Source organism: Psychrobacillus sp. FSL K6-1415, from assembly GCF_038003185.1.
Classification (GTDB): domain Bacteria; phylum Bacillota; class Bacilli; order Bacillales_A; family Planococcaceae; genus Psychrobacillus; species Psychrobacillus psychrodurans.
Genome location: NZ_JBBOOQ010000001.1, coordinates 150,070 through 167,618, shown reverse-complemented (window position 1 = coordinate 167,618; position 17,549 = coordinate 150,070). Strand labels below are relative to the sequence as shown.

Annotated in this window: 15 protein-coding genes; 4 read left to right on the top strand and 11 right to left on the bottom strand. The window is 36.8% G+C overall.

The features are described 5' to 3' along the window. Positions 1-13 precede the first annotated feature (13 nt). On the top strand, positions 14-1,255 hold the full coding sequence (locus tag MKY60_RS00840; RefSeq protein ID WP_340928236.1) for a transcriptional regulator: 1,242 nt from the start codon (positions 14-16) through the stop codon (positions 1,253-1,255). An 82-nt stretch (positions 1,256-1,337) separates the two neighbouring features. Here the strand turns inward: MKY60_RS00840 and nhaC are convergent, their stop codons facing one another. The 3 genes from nhaC to MKY60_RS00825 form a co-directional block, all read right to left on the bottom strand. After that, entirely contained in the window at positions 1,338-2,741 is a 1,404-nt protein-coding gene (nhaC, locus tag MKY60_RS00835; RefSeq protein ID WP_093495428.1) for a Na+/H+ antiporter NhaC, read from the bottom strand. Between the two features lie 129 nt (positions 2,742-2,870). Continuing rightward, positions 2,871-3,968, bottom strand: coding sequence for an amidohydrolase (locus tag MKY60_RS00830; protein ID WP_340928235.1), 1,098 nt, complete (start codon positions 3,966-3,968; stop codon positions 2,871-2,873). A gap of 30 nt (positions 3,969-3,998) precedes the next feature. Continuing rightward, the gene (locus MKY60_RS00825) at positions 3,999-4,193 is read right to left on the bottom strand and encodes a YwbE family protein (RefSeq protein ID WP_093495388.1); all 195 of its coding nucleotides are present in this window, start codon (positions 4,191-4,193) and stop codon (positions 3,999-4,001) included. Positions 4,194-4,332: 139 nt separating this feature from the next. On the opposite strand from MKY60_RS00825, the gene MKY60_RS00820 reads away from it, so the two are divergent. Further along, on the top strand, positions 4,333-4,890 hold the full coding sequence (locus MKY60_RS00820; protein WP_340931055.1) for a DUF488 domain-containing protein: 558 nt from the start codon (positions 4,333-4,335) through the stop codon (positions 4,888-4,890). Positions 4,891-4,985: 95 nt separating this feature from the next. Here the strand turns inward: MKY60_RS00820 and MKY60_RS00815 are convergent, their stop codons facing one another. Further along, positions 4,986-6,470 (bottom strand): DHA2 family efflux MFS transporter permease subunit, encoded by a 1,485-nt coding sequence (locus tag MKY60_RS00815; RefSeq protein ID WP_340928232.1) that lies wholly within the window; start codon positions 6,468-6,470, stop codon positions 4,986-4,988. Between the two features lie 163 nt (positions 6,471-6,633). On the opposite strand from MKY60_RS00815, the gene MKY60_RS00810 reads away from it, so the two are divergent. After that, on the top strand, positions 6,634-7,515 hold the full coding sequence (locus MKY60_RS00810) for a TetR/AcrR family transcriptional regulator (protein ID WP_093495390.1): 882 nt from the start codon (positions 6,634-6,636) through the stop codon (positions 7,513-7,515). 573 nt (positions 7,516-8,088) lie between these two features. Here the strand turns inward: MKY60_RS00810 and MKY60_RS00805 are convergent. Next, on the bottom strand, positions 8,089-10,299 hold the full coding sequence (locus MKY60_RS00805) for a YcdB/YcdC domain-containing protein (RefSeq protein WP_340928231.1): 2,211 nt from the start codon (positions 10,297-10,299) through the stop codon (positions 8,089-8,091). Between the two features lie 319 nt (positions 10,300-10,618). Between MKY60_RS00805 and MKY60_RS00800 the strand changes: the two genes are divergently transcribed. Next, positions 10,619-11,059 (top strand): peptidylprolyl isomerase, encoded by a 441-nt coding sequence (locus MKY60_RS00800; protein WP_090570652.1) that lies wholly within the window; start codon positions 10,619-10,621, stop codon positions 11,057-11,059. Positions 11,060-11,554: 495 nt separating this feature from the next. Here the strand turns inward: MKY60_RS00800 and MKY60_RS00795 are convergent, their stop codons facing one another. The 6 genes from MKY60_RS00795 to cax form a co-directional block, all read right to left on the bottom strand. Further along, positions 11,555-12,661 (bottom strand): DUF1648 domain-containing protein, encoded by a 1,107-nt coding sequence (locus MKY60_RS00795; protein WP_340928230.1) that lies wholly within the window; start codon positions 12,659-12,661, stop codon positions 11,555-11,557. After that, complete coding sequence (locus MKY60_RS00790) at positions 12,658-13,047, bottom strand: GntR family transcriptional regulator (RefSeq protein ID WP_090570646.1); 390 nt, start codon at positions 13,045-13,047, stop codon at positions 12,658-12,660. Before MKY60_RS00790 ends, MKY60_RS00795 begins: the two co-directional genes overlap by 4 nt. Before the next feature lie 194 nt (positions 13,048-13,241). After that, positions 13,242-14,546: a D-serine ammonia-lyase gene (locus MKY60_RS00785; RefSeq protein ID WP_340928228.1), complete on the bottom strand. Its 1,305-nt coding sequence runs from the start codon at positions 14,544-14,546 to the stop codon at positions 13,242-13,244. 14 nt (positions 14,547-14,560) lie between these two features. Beyond that, complete coding sequence (locus MKY60_RS00780) at positions 14,561-15,007, bottom strand: GNAT family N-acetyltransferase (protein WP_093495394.1); 447 nt, start codon at positions 15,005-15,007, stop codon at positions 14,561-14,563. A 266-nt stretch (positions 15,008-15,273) separates the two neighbouring features. Next, positions 15,274-16,221 (bottom strand): oxygen-dependent tRNA uridine(34) hydroxylase TrhO, encoded by a 948-nt coding sequence (gene trhO, locus MKY60_RS00775; RefSeq protein WP_090570639.1) that lies wholly within the window; start codon positions 16,219-16,221, stop codon positions 15,274-15,276. A 233-nt stretch (positions 16,222-16,454) separates the two neighbouring features. Continuing rightward, positions 16,455-17,507, bottom strand: coding sequence for a calcium/proton exchanger (gene cax, locus MKY60_RS00770; protein WP_241600372.1), 1,053 nt, complete (start codon positions 17,505-17,507; stop codon positions 16,455-16,457). Positions 17,508-17,549 lie beyond the last annotated feature (42 nt).

Here is a 17,549-nt window from a genome sequence, read left to right as displayed (position 1 = left end):
AAGAGGTGACCATATGTTAACACGTATTGCAGTTCTAGGATCGGCCACTTTCATCGAACGTTTAAGAAGTTTTGAACATGAACTTCCATCCACTCGATTGGATTATTATACATATAATATACCTTTTGATGCAAAGGATATAATACCGACGATAAAACCTTGTGATGCAGTATTTTTTTCAGGTTCATTTCCATTTACTTATGCAAAGGACTCAATCGCAAGGCTACCAATTCCAACTTTTTATTTAAAACAAGATGAAAACGCTATCATGACTACTCTACTTTCACTTAGTCTCACTAACCCAACAGCTGTACATAAGCTTTCCATTGATCTAGTCCATCCAGAGGGTGTAAAAAATGTTTTGGAGGATATCGGATTAACCGATCAAACACCGTTTTTAATGAAAATAGATACCTCTTTCGATCTGGAAGAAATAGTTGCATTCCATACAGTTTTACAAAAGAACGGCGCCACTTTGCTAGCGATTACTAGTATTCATGCAGTGTATCAAAGATTGCGAGACAATGGTTTATCTGTCATTCGAATGATTGATCCGAAAAGCTCCATTATTAAGGCAATAGAGGATACAAAATCTCTTGCCCTTCTATTCAAAAGTCAGTCCGCTAAAATTGCAGTTGGTTATATCCAAACAAATAAAGAGCTTTCCATTGCAGAAGAAAAAGTTAAACAAATTGCAGCCTCTATTCAAGCAAATACCGTAAAAGAAGCCGACAATTTATATACCTTATTTTCAACTCAAGGTGATGTGCAGGAAGCTTTAAACAATAACTTGATTACTTCTTGGATAAACTCCTCTCCCGCGGTTAAAATTGCATTTGGCTATGGAAAAACAGTTTTGGAAGCTACTCAAAATGCAAGGGATGCTTTATCTTATGCAACTGATAATACAGCCTATCTATTAACCGATTCTAAGGAACTGCTTGGACCATATCCATATAGTGATAAGCAAGTGCTTTTAAAAAATGTTGAACCACAGTTTGTGCAAATTGCGAAAGAGACTACATTAAGTCCAGCGAACTTATCTAAAGTCATACAGTTTAGTCGTTCTAGAAAGTCCACAGAGTTTACTGCATATGACTTAGAAGTCTATTTACAAGTTAGTAGACGTACAACTGAACGAATACTAAAAAAACTAGCAGATCATGGATATGCACAAATCATAGGGGAAGAAATGACCTATCAGCAAGGTCGCCCACGCGCTATTTATGAGTTGAACTTTCCAACCTACAATTAGAAGATACGTATCAATAGGACTTATAACAAAAGGGAGTTCCATATGAACTCCCTTTTGTTTTTCAGGCTTGCACATTTCCTTTTTATGCTTCTACAGTTTCTTTATTTAATATCGCTAGTTTTTCAGCCTCAGAGATTTTTTGAATCGTGAAGCCTGTCATTGCATAGATAATTGATATAATTGGTACTATAAAGTTTAATACGGCAAATAATGCATACTCTGCTACTCCTACACCTAATGTCGCTAAAATAAATACTCCACACGTATTCCAAGGAATAAAGACCGAAGTAAGTGTACCTCCATCTTCTAAAGCACGCGAGAGATTTTTAGAATGTAGTCCCATTTTTGTATATGTTTTTGAGAACATTCGAGCTGGCACAACGATAGAAATGTATTGCTCTGAACAAGAGGCATTTGTTGCAATACACGCAACAATTGTTGAAGCAATAAGTGATCCTGCTGTTTTAGCAAACTTTAAAATTTGATCCATAATGGATTGCAGCATTCCGGAGTATTCCAATATACCACCAAATGTCATGGCAACAATCGTCATGGAGACCGTATACATCATCGAATCTAATCCACCACGATTAAATAATTCATCAACCATTGCATTTCCAGTATCGATAACATATCCACTTTGCAAAGCTCCAACTGCCTCTGCAACGCTTCCACCTTGGATGAGTATTTGAGATAAGAAGCCAAATAAAATTCCAACAATCAATGCTGGTATAGCTGGAACTTTAAGTGCTACTAAGACAATTACTGCTAGAGGTATTAACAATAACCATGGAGAAATGACAAAGCTTTGATCTAACATTGATATTGTTTGGTTGATACCCTCTTGGTCAATATTACTTGATTTATATCTGTTTCCTAGGAAGCCATATACACCAAGAGCTATTAGAATTCCTGGTATCGTCGTAAATAACATATGTTTAATATGTACAAAAAGATCTGTTCCTGTTAGTCCTGCTGCAAGGTTTGTTGTATCGGATAATGGGGACATCTTATCTCCAAAGTATGCTCCTGAAATTACGGCTCCAGCGATCATTCCAGCTGGAATTCCCATGCTAAGTCCAATACCCATTCCCGCAACACCGATTGTCCCCATAGTTGACCAAGAACTACCGATTGCAAGTGCAACAATTGCACAAATAATACAAATAGCCACTAAGAAGAAAGCAGGAGTAATAATTTTTAGGCCATAATAGATCATCGTTGCGACAATTCCGCCACCTATCCATGCACCAATGATTAGTCCTACTAAAATAATTATGACTACTGCTGGTAATGCTAGTTTTATACCTTTATACATCATTTCTTCAATTTGAGACCATTTAAATCCATGTTTCCATGCAACAATAGCTGCAACTGTTGTTCCAACGATCAATGGAATATGCGGCCCCTGTTCTAAATAAATAATTGTAATAACCATAGTAATAACCATGAGTAGTAGCGGCATAATCGCCCATATTAAAGACATCTCTTTTTTAGTAACCGCTTTCTTTTCCTGCAAAATATTTCCTCCTTACAACTATAGAGACAATTCTAAATTGACGTTTAATAGTCGTTAATAAAGTAATATTAAATGGAAATCAGATGCTAGTCAATACTATTTCGAAACATTTGTAAGCGTTTTCGATATAACTTTAGCCCCCAAAATTAATGCATCTCTGTTAAAAGTCATATTTGGATGATGCAATCCCGGTGACAAGTCAGCTCCGATACCAATCATTGCTGCCTTCACTTCAGGATGTCTAATTGTATAAAAATGAAAATCATCGCTTCCCGAAGTAATTACTTCATCTGCAAGGTTTTCCATACCTACGGTTTCAATTATTGCAGCTTTAGAAATTGCCGCCGCTTCCTTCGATACTTCAGCACCTGGTGTAATATCTTGAAATTCCCACTCGATTTCTATATTAAATAATTGTTGAATAATATTTAAATCTTTGTCAATGCGATCTTTCAATTGTGATAATATGCTATTCTTTGCTGCTCTTACATCAATTGAAAATGTTGCAATACCAGGAATAATATTAGCATTCTCTCCACCTGCTTGAATTTTTGTTAGCTTTGCAGAATATGATTCGGATGGAGAAAAATACATATTTTTCAGTGCTTGTTGAATGGCAATTACTACGTCAATCGCATTGTTTCCTTGATGTGGTCTAGCTCCATGAGCATCGATTCCTTTTATTTTGCCCTCTACAAATAAAGCCGCTCCATGATGTATAGCTGGTGCTACTTTGCCGAAAGGAAGTTCCTCAATCGGTCGTAAATGCACACCAAAAAGATGTGTTACGTCGTCGAGAGCCCCACGGTCTATCATGGAATTCGCTCCGTTACCTTTTTCTTCTGCTGGTTGAAAGATAAAGCGAATTCGTTTGTTTAATTTCTCATCCTTTAATAGCAATAACGCTCCTAGTACCATAGAGATATTGGCATCATGTCCACAGGAATGATTGGCACGGAACTCTCCATCTACTTCTTGCCAAAGAGCATCAATATCTGCACGTACAGCTATTACTTCTGGCCCTTCTCCGATTTCTGCTAGTAATCCAGTTACATCATCAAATCTTCGATAGGAAATACTTAAACCATCCAATATTTCCGCAAGCTTATTTGTAGTTTCATATTCCTTCCAGCTAACTTCTGGATACTGGTGAAAGTGGTTAAACCACTGTAAAATTTGATTTTCTACTTGCATTTCACTTACACTCCCTTTTTACGCGGTAATTTATCCTATGATTTCACAGACTCGTCCTATTTGTCCATCTGTTAATCGTACTTTTATGCCATGTGGATGAAATGACGAATTCGTTAATAAGTCTTTCACAACTCCTTTTGTTTTCTCCCCTGATCGTTGATCTTTTTTTAATACTATATATACCTCTAATCCAGGTTTTACATCTTTTCTATTTTGACCATTCATTTAGCTTCACCTCTTTTTGTATCGTACCACTTTCATGGTTTGGTTTCAGTATTTTGCTTCATAAATTGTAACTGTAGAATATGTTTGGTCCAACAAAGGAACAGGAATAATAATAGGAAGGATATTCGTGGAGAAAGAGGTGATAAGATTGGAAATATACACAATTGGACATTCTAGCCACACACAGAAATTTTTCGGAAGCATGCTAAAAAAGAATAACATCGAGCTTTTGGCGGATGTAAGGGCATTTCCAGGTAGTAGAAAATGGCCGCAATTTTCAAAGGATGATTTTCCAAAATGGCTTATAAGAGAAGACATTTCATATGAACACCTCTCCAAATTAGGTGGTAGACGTAGAAAGTCTAAAAAAGTTAGTGAAGAAGTGAACGCAGGGTGGAACAACCAATCATTTCATAATTATGCGGATTATACTCTGACGGAAGAGTTCCAAATAGGTATAAATGAACTTTTGGAAAAAGCAGCAAATAAAAAAACTGCCTATTGTTGTTCGGAGCGTCATCCTTCCCGTTGTCATCGTTTGCTTATCAGCAACTTTCTCGTAGCAAACGGGCATGACGTGAAGCATATTATTGACGTAAATGATAATGAAATTGAAATTGTAAATCACGAAGTTGGGATGTGGGGAGCTCCTGCACAAGTTAATGAGGATCGAATTGTAACATACCCTTCTTGTTAATCTACCAAATTAATAGACAAGGGATATGAATAAAAAACAACAAAAATAGGGCTATCCTAGAGTGATTTAATATCACTTACGAGATAGCCCCATGATTAACTTTTCACTTCTTTTTCAATGTCAGCAAGTGCATTTGCGCTTACGTCCACACGTTTTAAGAAGAACGATAATACTAATGCAACACATGTTACAACAGCGGCAACGATGAATGATAGTTGAACACCATGTAATAAGCTTTGTGCCTGTATTTGTTTCATTGCTTCTTCTGTCATGGATGCAGGGTCCATTGATGCAGCTAACTCCTTACCACGAGTAGCCGCAGCACTAGTCATAATCGTAACAAAAATAGCTGTCCCGATTGAACCAATCACTTGTTGCGCTGTATTGTTAACAGCTGTACCATGTGGGTTTAAACGTGTAGGTAATTGGTTTAAACCATTCGTCATAATCGGCATCATAACCATCGACATACCAAACATACGTATTGTGTAAATACCAATAATGTAAGCATAGGAAGATTCAAGATCTAAACCTGCAAGCATGAATGTTGATATAGAGGTAATACCTAAACCAATAACCGCTAAAATTCGGGGTCCAAATTTATCGAATAATTTCCCTGTGATTGGCGACATAACTCCCATAATAATAGCACCAGGTAACATCATTAAACCAGATTCTAAAGGGTCAATACCTCGCACGTCTTGTACGTAGGCAGGCGTTAAAATCATCCCAGAGAATAATGCCGCGGCATTTACCATTGAAATAACAGAACCAAGTGCGAACATTGGATATTTATAAACTCGCAAGTCCAATAATGGTTCCTCTAATTTGAATTGGCGTGTAATGAACAAGAACAATGCAACAGCACCAACTATAATTGTTGTCAAAACAACTGTGTCTCCCCAACCATTTGAACTAGCCATTGAACAACCATATAAAATACCACCAAAACCAATTACAGATAACACAATTGAGAAGTAATCAAGAGATACTTTACGTGTATCCATCACATTTTCAAGTTTCCAAAACGCTAGAATAATGGAAAGAATCGCAAAGGGTAAAATCATCTCAAACAGTACGCGCCAATCGTAGTATTGTACGATATATCCTGATAATGTTGGCCCAATTGCTGGAGCTGTAATCATAACTAAACCGAAAACACCCATAGCTGCACCACGTTTTTCACGTGGGAAGCTAACTAGCATAACATTCATTAACAATGGTCCCATAACTGCCGAACCGGCTGCTTGTACCATACGCCCTGCTAAGAGGAATCCAAAGTTTGGTGCCAGAGCAGCCATTGCTGTACCAATTGTAAATAAAATCATTGATACAATAAATAATGTTCGGTTTTTAAAGCGTGTAATTAAAAATGCTGAAACAGGTATTAACACTCCACTTACTAGCATGTAACCTGTGGCTAACCATTGTACCGTTGAATAGTCTTTGCCAAAATCATCACGAATTGATGGTAATGCTACGTTTAATAATGAGTTATTTAAGAAAGAAACAAAGGCACCGAAAAATAAAATTGCAAGCATTAAATATGGTGGTTTTTTCTCTATCGTCGAAGTATTCATTTGTAATATCTCCTTAGTTTATATATTCCTTTTTTTAGTCACTTGAAAGATTTTATACCAGCAGTCCAATTTTGTCTATAAAAAAGTCTCGTCAGTACAAATAGTGCATTTTGAACAAAAATATGTTGTATAATGATCGTAACAAGTTAAAGAAGGAGTCAATATGAATAAACGTAAAAAAGCAGTGGTCGACCATGCAATATCTTTATTTGTAGAGCAAGGAATCGCTAATACATCGATACAAGATATTTTAGAAAGGGCAAGTATCTCTAAGGGAACCTTTTATAATTATTTTTCATCTAAAAATGATTGTGTAGAAGCAATTTTAGAACAGGCACGCTACGATGCGACATTAATGCGAAGCGGGCAAATGTTAGGTAAGGATGCTAAGGATCGGGATGTATTAGTAGAACAAATTACAGTTTTATTACTAATTAACCAGTCTAGAGGATTAGATATGATTTATGAAGAAATCTTACATTCAGGCGACAAAGAGTTAAAGAAATTAGTACTAAAATCAAGAGTACTTGAGCTACAGTGGTTAGGTCAGCGTTTCATCGAAGTATTTGGGGAAGAAATACGAAGCCATTCATTTGAAGCAGCAGTCATTTATTATGGCATATTACAGCACTTAACATTCACAGGTCGATTAATGAATCAGCAGGATTTTAAGTTTGAAATTGTTATAAAAAACGCATTACGTTATATAGAAAAAATTGTGGAGATGCTCATGCATGAACAGACGAGCGTTTTAAATACAGATGACTTACATAAATTCATAAGTTCATTTGTAGCTATTGAATTGACTCGTAAGGAAGTCGTTGAACAATTAGAACAGTTTAAAAAAAGTAACGATTTCACCAAAAATCAGCAGGAGATTATGGAAGCCGTTACACAGGAGCTTGAGCAACAGCCAATACGAAATATTGTACTAGAATCATTATTACGAACAATGACCAATGAATTTAGCGATAGCGAAATGATACAAGTAGTAAAAGAACTTACTAGTGGGCTTTGGTATTTAATGAAGCAACAGAAATTATAAAGTAATGTTCTTAAATATGTTTTCATTATTTATGCCCATGTACTGAAAAAATTAGAAGTAAATACAGGTGATTTATTTCTGGTAAATTTAGCACATTGGGTCATTATTAAAACTAGTTCTTTTTTATGAAGAGACCACAAACTCCTGGACAGCTTATCTATGTACGCTCTAAGTATTGTTAAGGATGGTTATCGATAGTTAGAAATTTCAAATTTGTATCAATGATGACAGATATAACAAAATTAAAACTCGAAACAAAGCAATTAACCATCCCTAAATTAAATGGCTAGTATACCGGATGATTTTGCGGAAAAACTATTATATTGATTCTAGTGAAGGGGCGATGAAGGTTCATTCCTTCCCGTGCAGAATGCGGACACCTATTCAACTAACTAAAGCTCATTATCATAAAAAGAACTTTTTACACTTTTCCTTCTTTTAACCACTTCCCAATTTAGTTGATTAAAGAAAGTAGCTGTATCCGATTTAGTTTACTTTTCCCATTAAAGTAGAGGGTCGTGACTGTTGTCATAACCCTCTTGTTATAATGTTGATTATTTAATTGGTTGGGATTTAGTAATCGTACCTGAAATCTCTTCCCTTATTGGCGATTTCATATGCTAGGCGGATAGAGGACACTGCTAAATCCGCATAGGTTACTTCTTTTGTTGGATTAAACTGGTTTTTTTCTGCCTTTACTAATCCAAGTGAGTTTGCCAAAACCACGTATCCTGTGTTTTCCACTTTCACTTTTTTGCTGTCTGTAAATTCATTTTTAAAAATATTGTTTTGTTTTGCTGCTTGCTCAAGACCTAGTGCCCGAATATACCATACTGCTAGCTCTTCTTTCGTAATAGGACTATTTACATCAAAGGTCTTCTGGTCAGTTTTCAAAATCCCCGCTTCCACTGCACGCTCAATTGCTTGATAGGAGGCATGTTTAGGGTCAACGTTTGTATAGGATTGTTTTATACTCTCTGAATCTCTATGATTGCTTGTCTCATAAATATACGTTAAGGAATTCATCATAATCTTAATTGCTTCCCCTCTAGACACTGTTGCATCCCCGTTAAAGGTTTTTGGATCATTAACTGTCAATACCTTTGCCTTAATCAAATAGTTCAGCTCTGCAGCTGCAGTTGGATGAGAAACCTCAGGAGTCACTTCCATATTGTACTGGTTAATCCAATTGCCCGAATCGGCTTCTAACACATTAAAGGCAGTTTCATTAAATGTTGGAGAGTATATTAAATTATAATGTTTATTTTCTTTCTTTTGATTTTCTTTCCAATAGCTCATTTTTATACTTAACGCTTTACTCAAAATATCCTCAGCTTCTTTTGTAGAGATTACCCCCTCTAAAGACGGCCACTCCTCAATCTGTGGTCTAACTACATTTAAATTGTCTAAAGAACCATCTTTATGAATATTTACACTAATTTGATCTCCCATAACCATAACTCCATTAACTATTCGAGGGAAGGTTATATAGTAATTGCCCATTGTTTCATCGTGATAACCTTCCTCTAAAGGCATAGCGTATTCATGAAGGTATGAAGGTACCAATTCCTTTAAATACTTAACTGCTTGAGCAATCGCCTCTTCTTTAGAAATTGTGACCTCCTCTTTAGTCTCATCCATTTCGACCAATAAACCATTTTGAGTATTATGATACTGGAGCAGCTCCCCAGTTTTCTTATCAAATTCTAATGTAGACCCACTTCCACTATTACCGTAATTATACATATAGTGAACACTAAATATTTCTTGGCCATTACTGTTTTTTAATTCTTCAACGGATTGAATGCTTAACTTAATTTTGTTTGATTTCACTTGTAATAACTTTTCTGCTGCTTTCTTTGCATCTTCCTTTGTTATCCCATTTTGTTTGGCTGGCAATGCAGTTTCTGTAACCTTTACATATTTCTTTTTATTTGGTTGTTCTACTACAAAGTCTTTACCGTTAAACCACTCACCTGTAATAGCATTTATGCTTAGAACATCAGGCACATAAACCAGCTTCACATCATTTTCACCAGTTTCATAGTTAGTGTTAACTTGATATTGAAGTTTCGCAGTGAGATTTCCTTTAACTTTTTCTAATGCTTCTTTTCGATCTTTTACTTTTTTTACATCTTCAAAAGTAGGAGATTTAGTTATATGTGAACCAGAGAAGCCTACAATTTCTCCGTTTCCGAGAACGGTTACGCTTACACTTTGGTCAGCAATTTCAACATCATCCTTCATACGATTAAAAGAAAAGGAATAACTTATGGGCCTAGTTAAAATTTGCTTTGAATAATTATAGTAATCATTATAATCCTCACCTAGTTTATAATTGCCATCTTTGAGGAATTTCTTAACGAAATCGGTTGCAACTTTTTTTGCTTCCTCTTTAGAGAACTTAGCTGGAAACAACGCGTCTGGAGTGCTAACAGGGTCGTAGTTAAATGATTCTATCTCGAAATCTTCTCCATAAAATCCTATGCTTCCATGAATATCCTTCCCATTTTGCAGCTTATTAAAAAATAAATGATACCTTGTCGTCTCATCACCAGGATACGTATTAGAACTCATATGAAAATCACTAGCATTCACAAAGTCGAAAATCCCAGGAAAAGTAGAACGAAACTTTTTAAGCAAGTCCTCCTTAGTAACAATCTCTCCTGTAGCGGCCACCTGCGCTACAAGTTGCTCTTCTACTGTACTTACTGCACTAGTAGCCGATGAAAACATACCAATTGATAAAACTGATGCTGTTAATATAATTCCTATCTTCTTCAAATCAAATTGCCCCCTTTTACGGTAATAATTATATTGTAAAGCAAATTCTGGAAATTTGGAAATAATATTTTTTAATTATTATAACTATTCTTTGAATTTAGAGACCATATTTAATGAAGTATGGTCTGCATATATTAGTGGTGTTTAACTATTTCTTCTTGTTCAACTTGCCTTTACTTTTATTAGATAAGCATTTGAGAACATTAGGCTCGTTCTTCACAACATTATATAAAATTATTGTACAGTCTCTGTTTTTGGAAAATGCTCCGGGTACATGCTATACTAATGAAGGATTTATACGAAAAAGGAGTGTTTTTAAATGACAAAAAAAGGTTATTTCTTAATGGATTCTGGAGAAAAAATTGAATTTGATTTATTCCCTAATGAGGCACCAAACACAGTAGCAAACTTCGAAGAGTTAGCAAACAGTGGATTTTATAACGGAGTAGTTTTCCATCGCGTAATTCCTGGTTTCGTAAGCCAAGGTGGAGACCCAACTGGTACAGGTATGGGTGGAAGCGGAAAAACAATTAAATGTGAAACTGAAGGAAACCCACACAAACACCAAGCAGGAAGTCTTTCTATGGCGCATGCTGGTAAAGATACAGGTTCTAGCCAATTTTTCATCGTTCACGAGCCACAGCCACATTTAAACGGTGTTCATACTGTTTTTGGACAAGTTACAAGTGGTCTTGAAGTAGCAAAAGCTATGAAAAATGGCGCTAAAATGGAAAAAGTAGAAGTTTTCGACGCTGAATAGAAAAGCGGCAGACTCCGCATTGTAGCGAAAAGAGCTGGAAGACTTGGAGTAAAAGGCACTTTTTGCCTTTTTCCAAGTCTGAAGCGGACGAGATACTGGTGTCTAGAGCTAGACAGTATTAAAAAAAATATCTTTTTTTAAAAAGCAGCTACCCAATAACTTGAGTAGCTGCTTAAGCTTGACGACAAAAATATTTTTATAAACTGCTATGAGTAATAATAAATATCTTTAAAGAGGTTGCTTTATCTAAATAAAAGTATATATAGTAGAAACCTTTAAGGAGTTGTTTATAAGGCAAGGACCACCACGAAGACTCCTGTGGGAACAGCTTGAGCAGAAGACCCCGCAGGAACGCAGTGACGAGGAGGCTGAAGCCAAGCCCACGGAAAGCGAAGTGGTGGTCCTTGCCGATTTTAGTATACAACTCTATGCACCAAAAATTGAGTTTGTCTACAGTCTGAAGCAGCTACCCAATAACTTGGGTAGCTGCTTTTCTTATAATACAATCGATATTCCAACTATAAGAATTAGAGGTACTAGTAAGACAATCCAACTGATAGGATGAGCAAAATTTAACGTCCAACCTACACCAAATCTCTTTTCTACCATAATACTTGGATCATTTTTGTTCATGTAAAATAATCCACCCTTCCAGTATTGGTCGTCGTCAATAGCAATTTTGTTTTCTATGGTTACACTATTTCTTTCAGCTTTTAGTCGTGATCCGCTTTGCCCTACTTTTAGAGCATAAATACCAACAACCGCAAATGTTAATACTAAAAAGCTCAGAGGTAGGGTCCACATGATTATCGGTGATGATATTTCTGGATGAATTGTTTGTAAGTGAAAGTAACCCATCATAAGCGTTATACCAATTGTGATAAAGAGCGCTAATAAACTTGTATATTTTCGAAACGCGAGTTGCTGTGCAAGGGAAGATTTTTTATTGGTCGGATTAATTCGAGCACCTGAAAATTTCATACCTTCACTCACTGAAAGGAACAAAACCTGCATAACTAGTAAAATTAGTGGCAGTGCAATTACACTAAAATATGTTTTTTTGCTAAATGCATCTGCTTCCCCAGTAGGTCCCCAATGAGTAGGAATCATCTCTGGCATTTGATCATATTTCATAAATGTATAAATGATTAACCCTACGGTAACTATCATAGGAATGATAAAGATTACACGAGGTATTAGTTTGAGCTTTTCTTGAAACTTTACATCGACTACTCTCACTTCGCTTTTACCACTTAACCACCTTTGCGTTTCTTTCCTTTTTTTAACCCGAAGGTGCATCATAAAATAATAACCAATGCTCACGAATAACGTTGTAAACTGAACACTTACGCCTGCTAGAGCCAGTGTTTCCTCTGTTGGTTTTTGTGTCGTTCCCCACCACAGATAGCTTATCAATACGATCAAACCAAATGTTAACACAAACGTAGTGTATTTACTTTTCAGCTTCATCACTACCGGATCTTTTACGTGGCTATCCGGTACATACACTCCAAATGCTTCTGTTGGCTTTAAAAACTTTGGTGTAAATGCTTGTAAAACTGTGATAAAAAATAGGATGAATCCAAACAAAACAATAGTCATTCGTTCCCCTCCTCAATATTTTGCACAAGCTTACGTACCATAACCACTAGTTCTTCTTCCGAGAGCTTTAGGACTAACCCCTCTGTTACAAATGGTCGTAGTTGTGCTTCTAATTTATGCTTTTCTTCCTCTGAAGCCTTCGGAATACCATTCGGCTGAATTATTACTCCCGATTTTGCCACTATTTGTATAAACTCTTTTTCCTCTAGATAGTGATAAGCCTTATTTACTGTATGCATATTCATTCCTAAATCGCTCGCAAATGCTCTTACAGATGGTAGCGAGTCACCTGGTTTTAATTCACCTCGTACCATACCCTCCATAAGTTGGTGGGCTAGCTGCAAATAGATGGGGACATCAGAATCAGATTTTATTTCAATAAACATGAAGTCACCCTCCTTAGTTTTTGTTCTATATATAGCATAACACATTTGTTCTATGTATAGTAGAGCAAAATTAAAAAATCCTACTTTTAAATATAAGTAGGATCAGAATATACTTCGTCCCGCATTAACTAGCAGGATTATTAAAATCGCCTCGACTTGTATGTCGTGAGACTCTAACTACAAGGCTTGTAGTTTTATTTCCCAAGAAATTGCTTTCCTTTTTCATAATAAACCTTCATTTCCTGAGAAGGAACCATTCCTCCTCCTGTTGCCCACACAATATGTGTTGCATTTTGTATGGAAACTCCTAGTTTCTTAAGTTGAATTGGTCCTGTCATACCTGCCAATGCAGATGGCTCTAATAGAATATTCTCTGCGTCTGCCAATAAGGCAAGTAGCTCATACATGGTTTGATCACTTATAGTAATACTTCCGCTAATTAGCTGCTCAAGATTTTTACCTACAAATCCAGATGGTCGCCCCACCGCTAATCCGTCCGCATCCGTTTTGTTATCTAGCCCAATATCAGCCACTGATATTTTTTCATGTAGCCCCGTCATTAACCCAAGTAGCATGCAAGGCGAGTTCGTAGGCTCCGCAAAAAAACAATGCACATGATCTCCGAATAAAAGCTTTAGTCCAAATGCAACTCCACCTGGTCCACCACCAACTCCGCAAGGTAAGTATACAAACAATGGGTGTTCGGCGTCGACAATGGTTTGCATTTGTTCCAGTTGAGTTTTCAATCTACTTGCTGCAACGGCATACCCGACAAATAAGTCAACAGAATTTTCGTCGTCGATAAAAAAGCAAGACGAATCCTTTTCCGCTTGTTTTCTGCCTTCCTTTACCGCAATACTATAATCAAAATCGTACTCTACGACTGTTACGCCTTTTGCACGGAGCATATCTTTTTTCCATTGCTTCGCATCACTAGACATATGCACAGTCACTTGAAACCCAAACTTAGCACTGATTATCCCGATGCTAAGTCCTAAATTTCCAGTCGACCCTACTGCAATTGAATAGTTAGAAAAAAATTGTGTGAATTTTTCTGTTGCGAGTAGTGCATAATCATCTGTTATTTTCAATAAATCCTCTTGTATAGCAATTTGCTCTGCAATTTTAAGTACCTCATAGATACCACCACGAGCCTTTATAGATCCTGATATCGGTAAGGCATTATCACATTTTAATAATAATTCTCCATCAAAATCTGTGTGAAAGAATTCCTTTAAGCTGGATTCCATAGTTGGAATTTTTACAAGCGGTGACTCAATAATCCCTTTTGCTTTTGCAGTCTCTGGAAAAGCAATACGCAAATAAGATGCAAAACGATCTAAACGATCGCTTGCATCTTGTACCATTTCAGCAGTAATAAATACGTTTTTCAACGCATCCTCTGAATTTATTTTGTTTGGATTGAACCATATTATTTCTTCCTTGTTTTGCATATTGGAGATTAAGGGAAATCTCCCTTCTAATTGCTGTTTATCCATTAATATAACCCTTTCTACTCTAAGCTCATCACATGAGTGACATCTGGCGAACGCTCGTCAAACAAAAATCCATTTGCACGATAAAATGAATCTGCTTTTGCGGATTCTGTTTTAGTCGTTATTTCTTTAAAGTGTCCTTTGGCATTTTCAGAAACAACCTTTAAGAGTTCACTTCCTACACCTTTCCTACGGTATTCCGGTAAAGTATAAAATCGGTATAGTCGAGCAGAGTTGTCAGCTTCACTAGCGTTATTTCGAAACAAACCGCCAATCGCCACTAGCTCATCTTCATCCCATGCTCCATAGATTGCCTCTCCCTGTTCACTGAAGCGATGCGTTCCGTCCTCATATTCTGATGCTAACCTTGATACGAAACGATAACCTTCTTTTTCACTTTCTTGAATTAGTTTGGATACGTTGACTGCATTCAAATCTGAAATATTTTTCACTTCGATTGACATATACGTTCCTCCATTCTATTTTTGAAAAATGAACTCTTTGTTACTTTCTATACAGGGTGGCGAATCCCCTCTATACGTTTAATATATTTCAATCACCCATTTATTATACTGTGACGTCTTTGTTACAAATAATTAATAGAATAGCTAAACTAACTAAGTTTAACCACTTATTGTTTTAACGAGACTACACTTCATTATAAAGAGTTAACCCCGTTGAAATTCAGCCAAAAAATAAGCCCATGCTAAAAATTAGCATGGGGCGGAACTTATTTTATAGCAGCTAGTCTAGCTTCTACTTCTTCTTCTGATAATTTATGTTCTACGATGTAGCGGTTGCGTGGATGTTCACGGCATTCATCGGAACAGCTTCGTAAATACTTATGTTCGTTTTCTTCTGAGCAAAGAATTTTATCATTACAATCAGGGTTTGCGCAGTTAACATAACGCTCACATGGCTCTCCTGTGAAATGGTCCTTTCCAACAACGACATGCTCTACTTGGTTGATTGGCACAGCTATACGCTCATCAAATACGTACATTTGACCATCCCAAAGCTGGCCGCGCACTTCTGGATCTTTGGCGTAAGTTGCGATTCCGCCGTGTAGTTGACCCACACCTTCAAAACCTTCTCTAACTAACCAACCCGAGAATTTTTCACAACGTATCCCACCAGTACAATAGGTAAGTACTTTTTTACCTTCGAACATTTCTTTGTTCTCTAGCATCCAGTCTGGCAGGTCACGGAAGTTGCGAATTTCTGGACGGATTGCTCCGCGGAAGTGACCTAGGTCAAATTCATAATCATTACGAGCATCAATAACAACCGTATCTTCTGCTTGCATTTGTTCAAAGAACTCTTTTGGAGAAAGGTATTGTCCTGTTATTTCATTTGGATTAATATCATCAGCTAATCCTAAATGTACAATCTCTTTCTTAGGACGAACATGCATTTTCTTGAAGGCATGTCCTTCTGTTTCATCTATTTTATACACCATGTCGGCAAAGCGTTCATCTGCCTTCATCATGTTCATGTATGCGTCAGTTTGTTCTATCGTTCCTGAGCAAGTTCCGTTTATTCCTTCGTCTGATACTAAAATACGCCCTTTTAACCCAAGTTCCTTACATGCAGCAAGATGTTCTTGTGCAAATGTTACTGGATCTTCAATCGGGACATATTTATAGTAAAGTAATACTCTGTATGCATTTGTTTCCATTTTTTACTCCACCTTTTCTAATTTTGTCCACCGTCTAATATACCAAAAAACACGTCTAATGTTAAATAGATTGTTTCTTTTAAAATATACCAGTTTTAAAAACAATTCAGTTTTTTCAAAACTGCTCCCTTACAGTGGATTCGCAACTCTCAATCTATAGTTCAGGTAGCACGCCCGGAGCACAAAGAAAGTCAGTATCCGTCTCTCGGACACTGACTTTTTAACTTGCACTCTTAAAGCAGATAAAATCCAATTCCCATGATCAAATATGCCGCGAAAAGAGTTAATCCTTCAAACCAATTCGATTCCCCATCATTTGAAAGGTTAATGACAAGAAGTGCTGCGGTAACCATCGCCACAAGTTCAGGCCATGTGAAAACGAGCGACATCGGTTCAGGCATAAACAAAGAGACAATTACTAATATCGGCGCTACGAACATGGCAACCTGCAGTGTTGAACCTACTGCAATTTCCACAGATACATCCATTTTGTTTTTAACGGCCATCGTAATGGCTGAAACATGTTCAGCCGCATTACCAACAATCGCTACAATAATGACACCGATAAACAACTCTGTCCATCCAAACTTTTCACCGAGCATTTCAAATGTATGTACTAGTTGTTCAGATACAAAAGCAACTACTACTGTGGCTAACAGTAGTATTAAAATGGACTTACCTTTCGTCCATTCCGGTACTTCTGTTTCCTTTTCAGGTTGGTCAGAGGAAGCGAATACGCCTCGATGCGTAACGAGTTTGAAAAATAGTCCGGCTAGATACAGTGTAATTAATATAATGGCAATTCCAATGCTCAAATACAATGTTTTTTGCGGATTCATACTCATTGAAAATACTTCAGGAATTACAAACGCGATGATCACAGCAAAAATAAGCAAACCTGCATTATATCTGGAATCATGAACACTAAATTTTTGACGTTTAAACTTGATGCCTCCTGCAAAAAATGAAAGTCCAAGTACAAGCAGTAAATTACCGAGAACCGATCCAGTCAGTGAAGCTAGAACGATTCCAACCATTCCAGCCTTCAATGTAAATATAGAAATAATAAGTTCAACTGCGTTTCCAAAGGTAGCATTTAACAATCCGCCAATCCTTGGTCCGCTTACAATCGCCAGGCTTTCCGTTGCCCTCCCTATATACCCTGAGAGCCCAATAATACTTGTGCAGCAAAGAAAGAACATAACCATATCTGACCAATTGAAAAAGGCACCCACTAGAACTAAGGGTACACCCACAAAAACAAGAACTGCAAAGAGTTTATCCAAAAAATCACCTCTTCATTAAAACGACCCTCTCCTGAGTCTCTA

What these genes read in the sequence shown, in the direction of transcription:
- MKY60_RS00840 (WP_340928236.1), top strand. Translation starts at nt 14, where the DNA reads ATGTTAACACGTATTGCAGTTCTAGGATCGGCCACTTTCATCGAACGT.
- nhaC (WP_093495428.1), bottom strand. Translation starts at nt 2,741, where the DNA reads ATGTCTTTAATATGGGCGATTATGCCGCTACTACTCATGGTTATTACT.
- MKY60_RS00830 (WP_340928235.1), bottom strand. Translation starts at nt 3,968, where the DNA reads ATGCAAGTAGAAAATCAAATTTTACAGTGGTTTAACCACTTTCACCAG.
- MKY60_RS00825 (WP_093495388.1), bottom strand. Translation starts at nt 4,193, where the DNA reads ATGAATGGTCAAAATAGAAAAGATGTAAAACCTGGATTAGAGGTATAT.
- MKY60_RS00815 (WP_340928232.1), bottom strand. Translation starts at nt 6,470, where the DNA reads ATGAATACTTCGACGATAGAGAAAAAACCACCATATTTAATGCTTGCA.
- MKY60_RS00810 (WP_093495390.1), top strand. Translation starts at nt 6,634, where the DNA reads ATGAATAAACGTAAAAAAGCAGTGGTCGACCATGCAATATCTTTATTT.
- MKY60_RS00800 (WP_090570652.1), top strand. Translation starts at nt 10,619, where the DNA reads ATGACAAAAAAAGGTTATTTCTTAATGGATTCTGGAGAAAAAATTGAA.
- MKY60_RS00795 (WP_340928230.1), bottom strand. Translation starts at nt 12,661, where the DNA reads ATGACTATTGTTTTGTTTGGATTCATCCTATTTTTTATCACAGTTTTA.
- MKY60_RS00790 (WP_090570646.1), bottom strand. Translation starts at nt 13,047, where the DNA reads ATGTTTATTGAAATAAAATCTGATTCTGATGTCCCCATCTATTTGCAG.
- MKY60_RS00785 (WP_340928228.1), bottom strand. Translation starts at nt 14,546, where the DNA reads ATGGATAAACAGCAATTAGAAGGGAGATTTCCCTTAATCTCCAATATG.
- MKY60_RS00780 (WP_093495394.1), bottom strand. Translation starts at nt 15,007, where the DNA reads ATGTCAATCGAAGTGAAAAATATTTCAGATTTGAATGCAGTCAACGTA.
- trhO (WP_090570639.1), bottom strand. Translation starts at nt 16,221, where the DNA reads ATGGAAACAAATGCATACAGAGTATTACTTTACTATAAATATGTCCCG.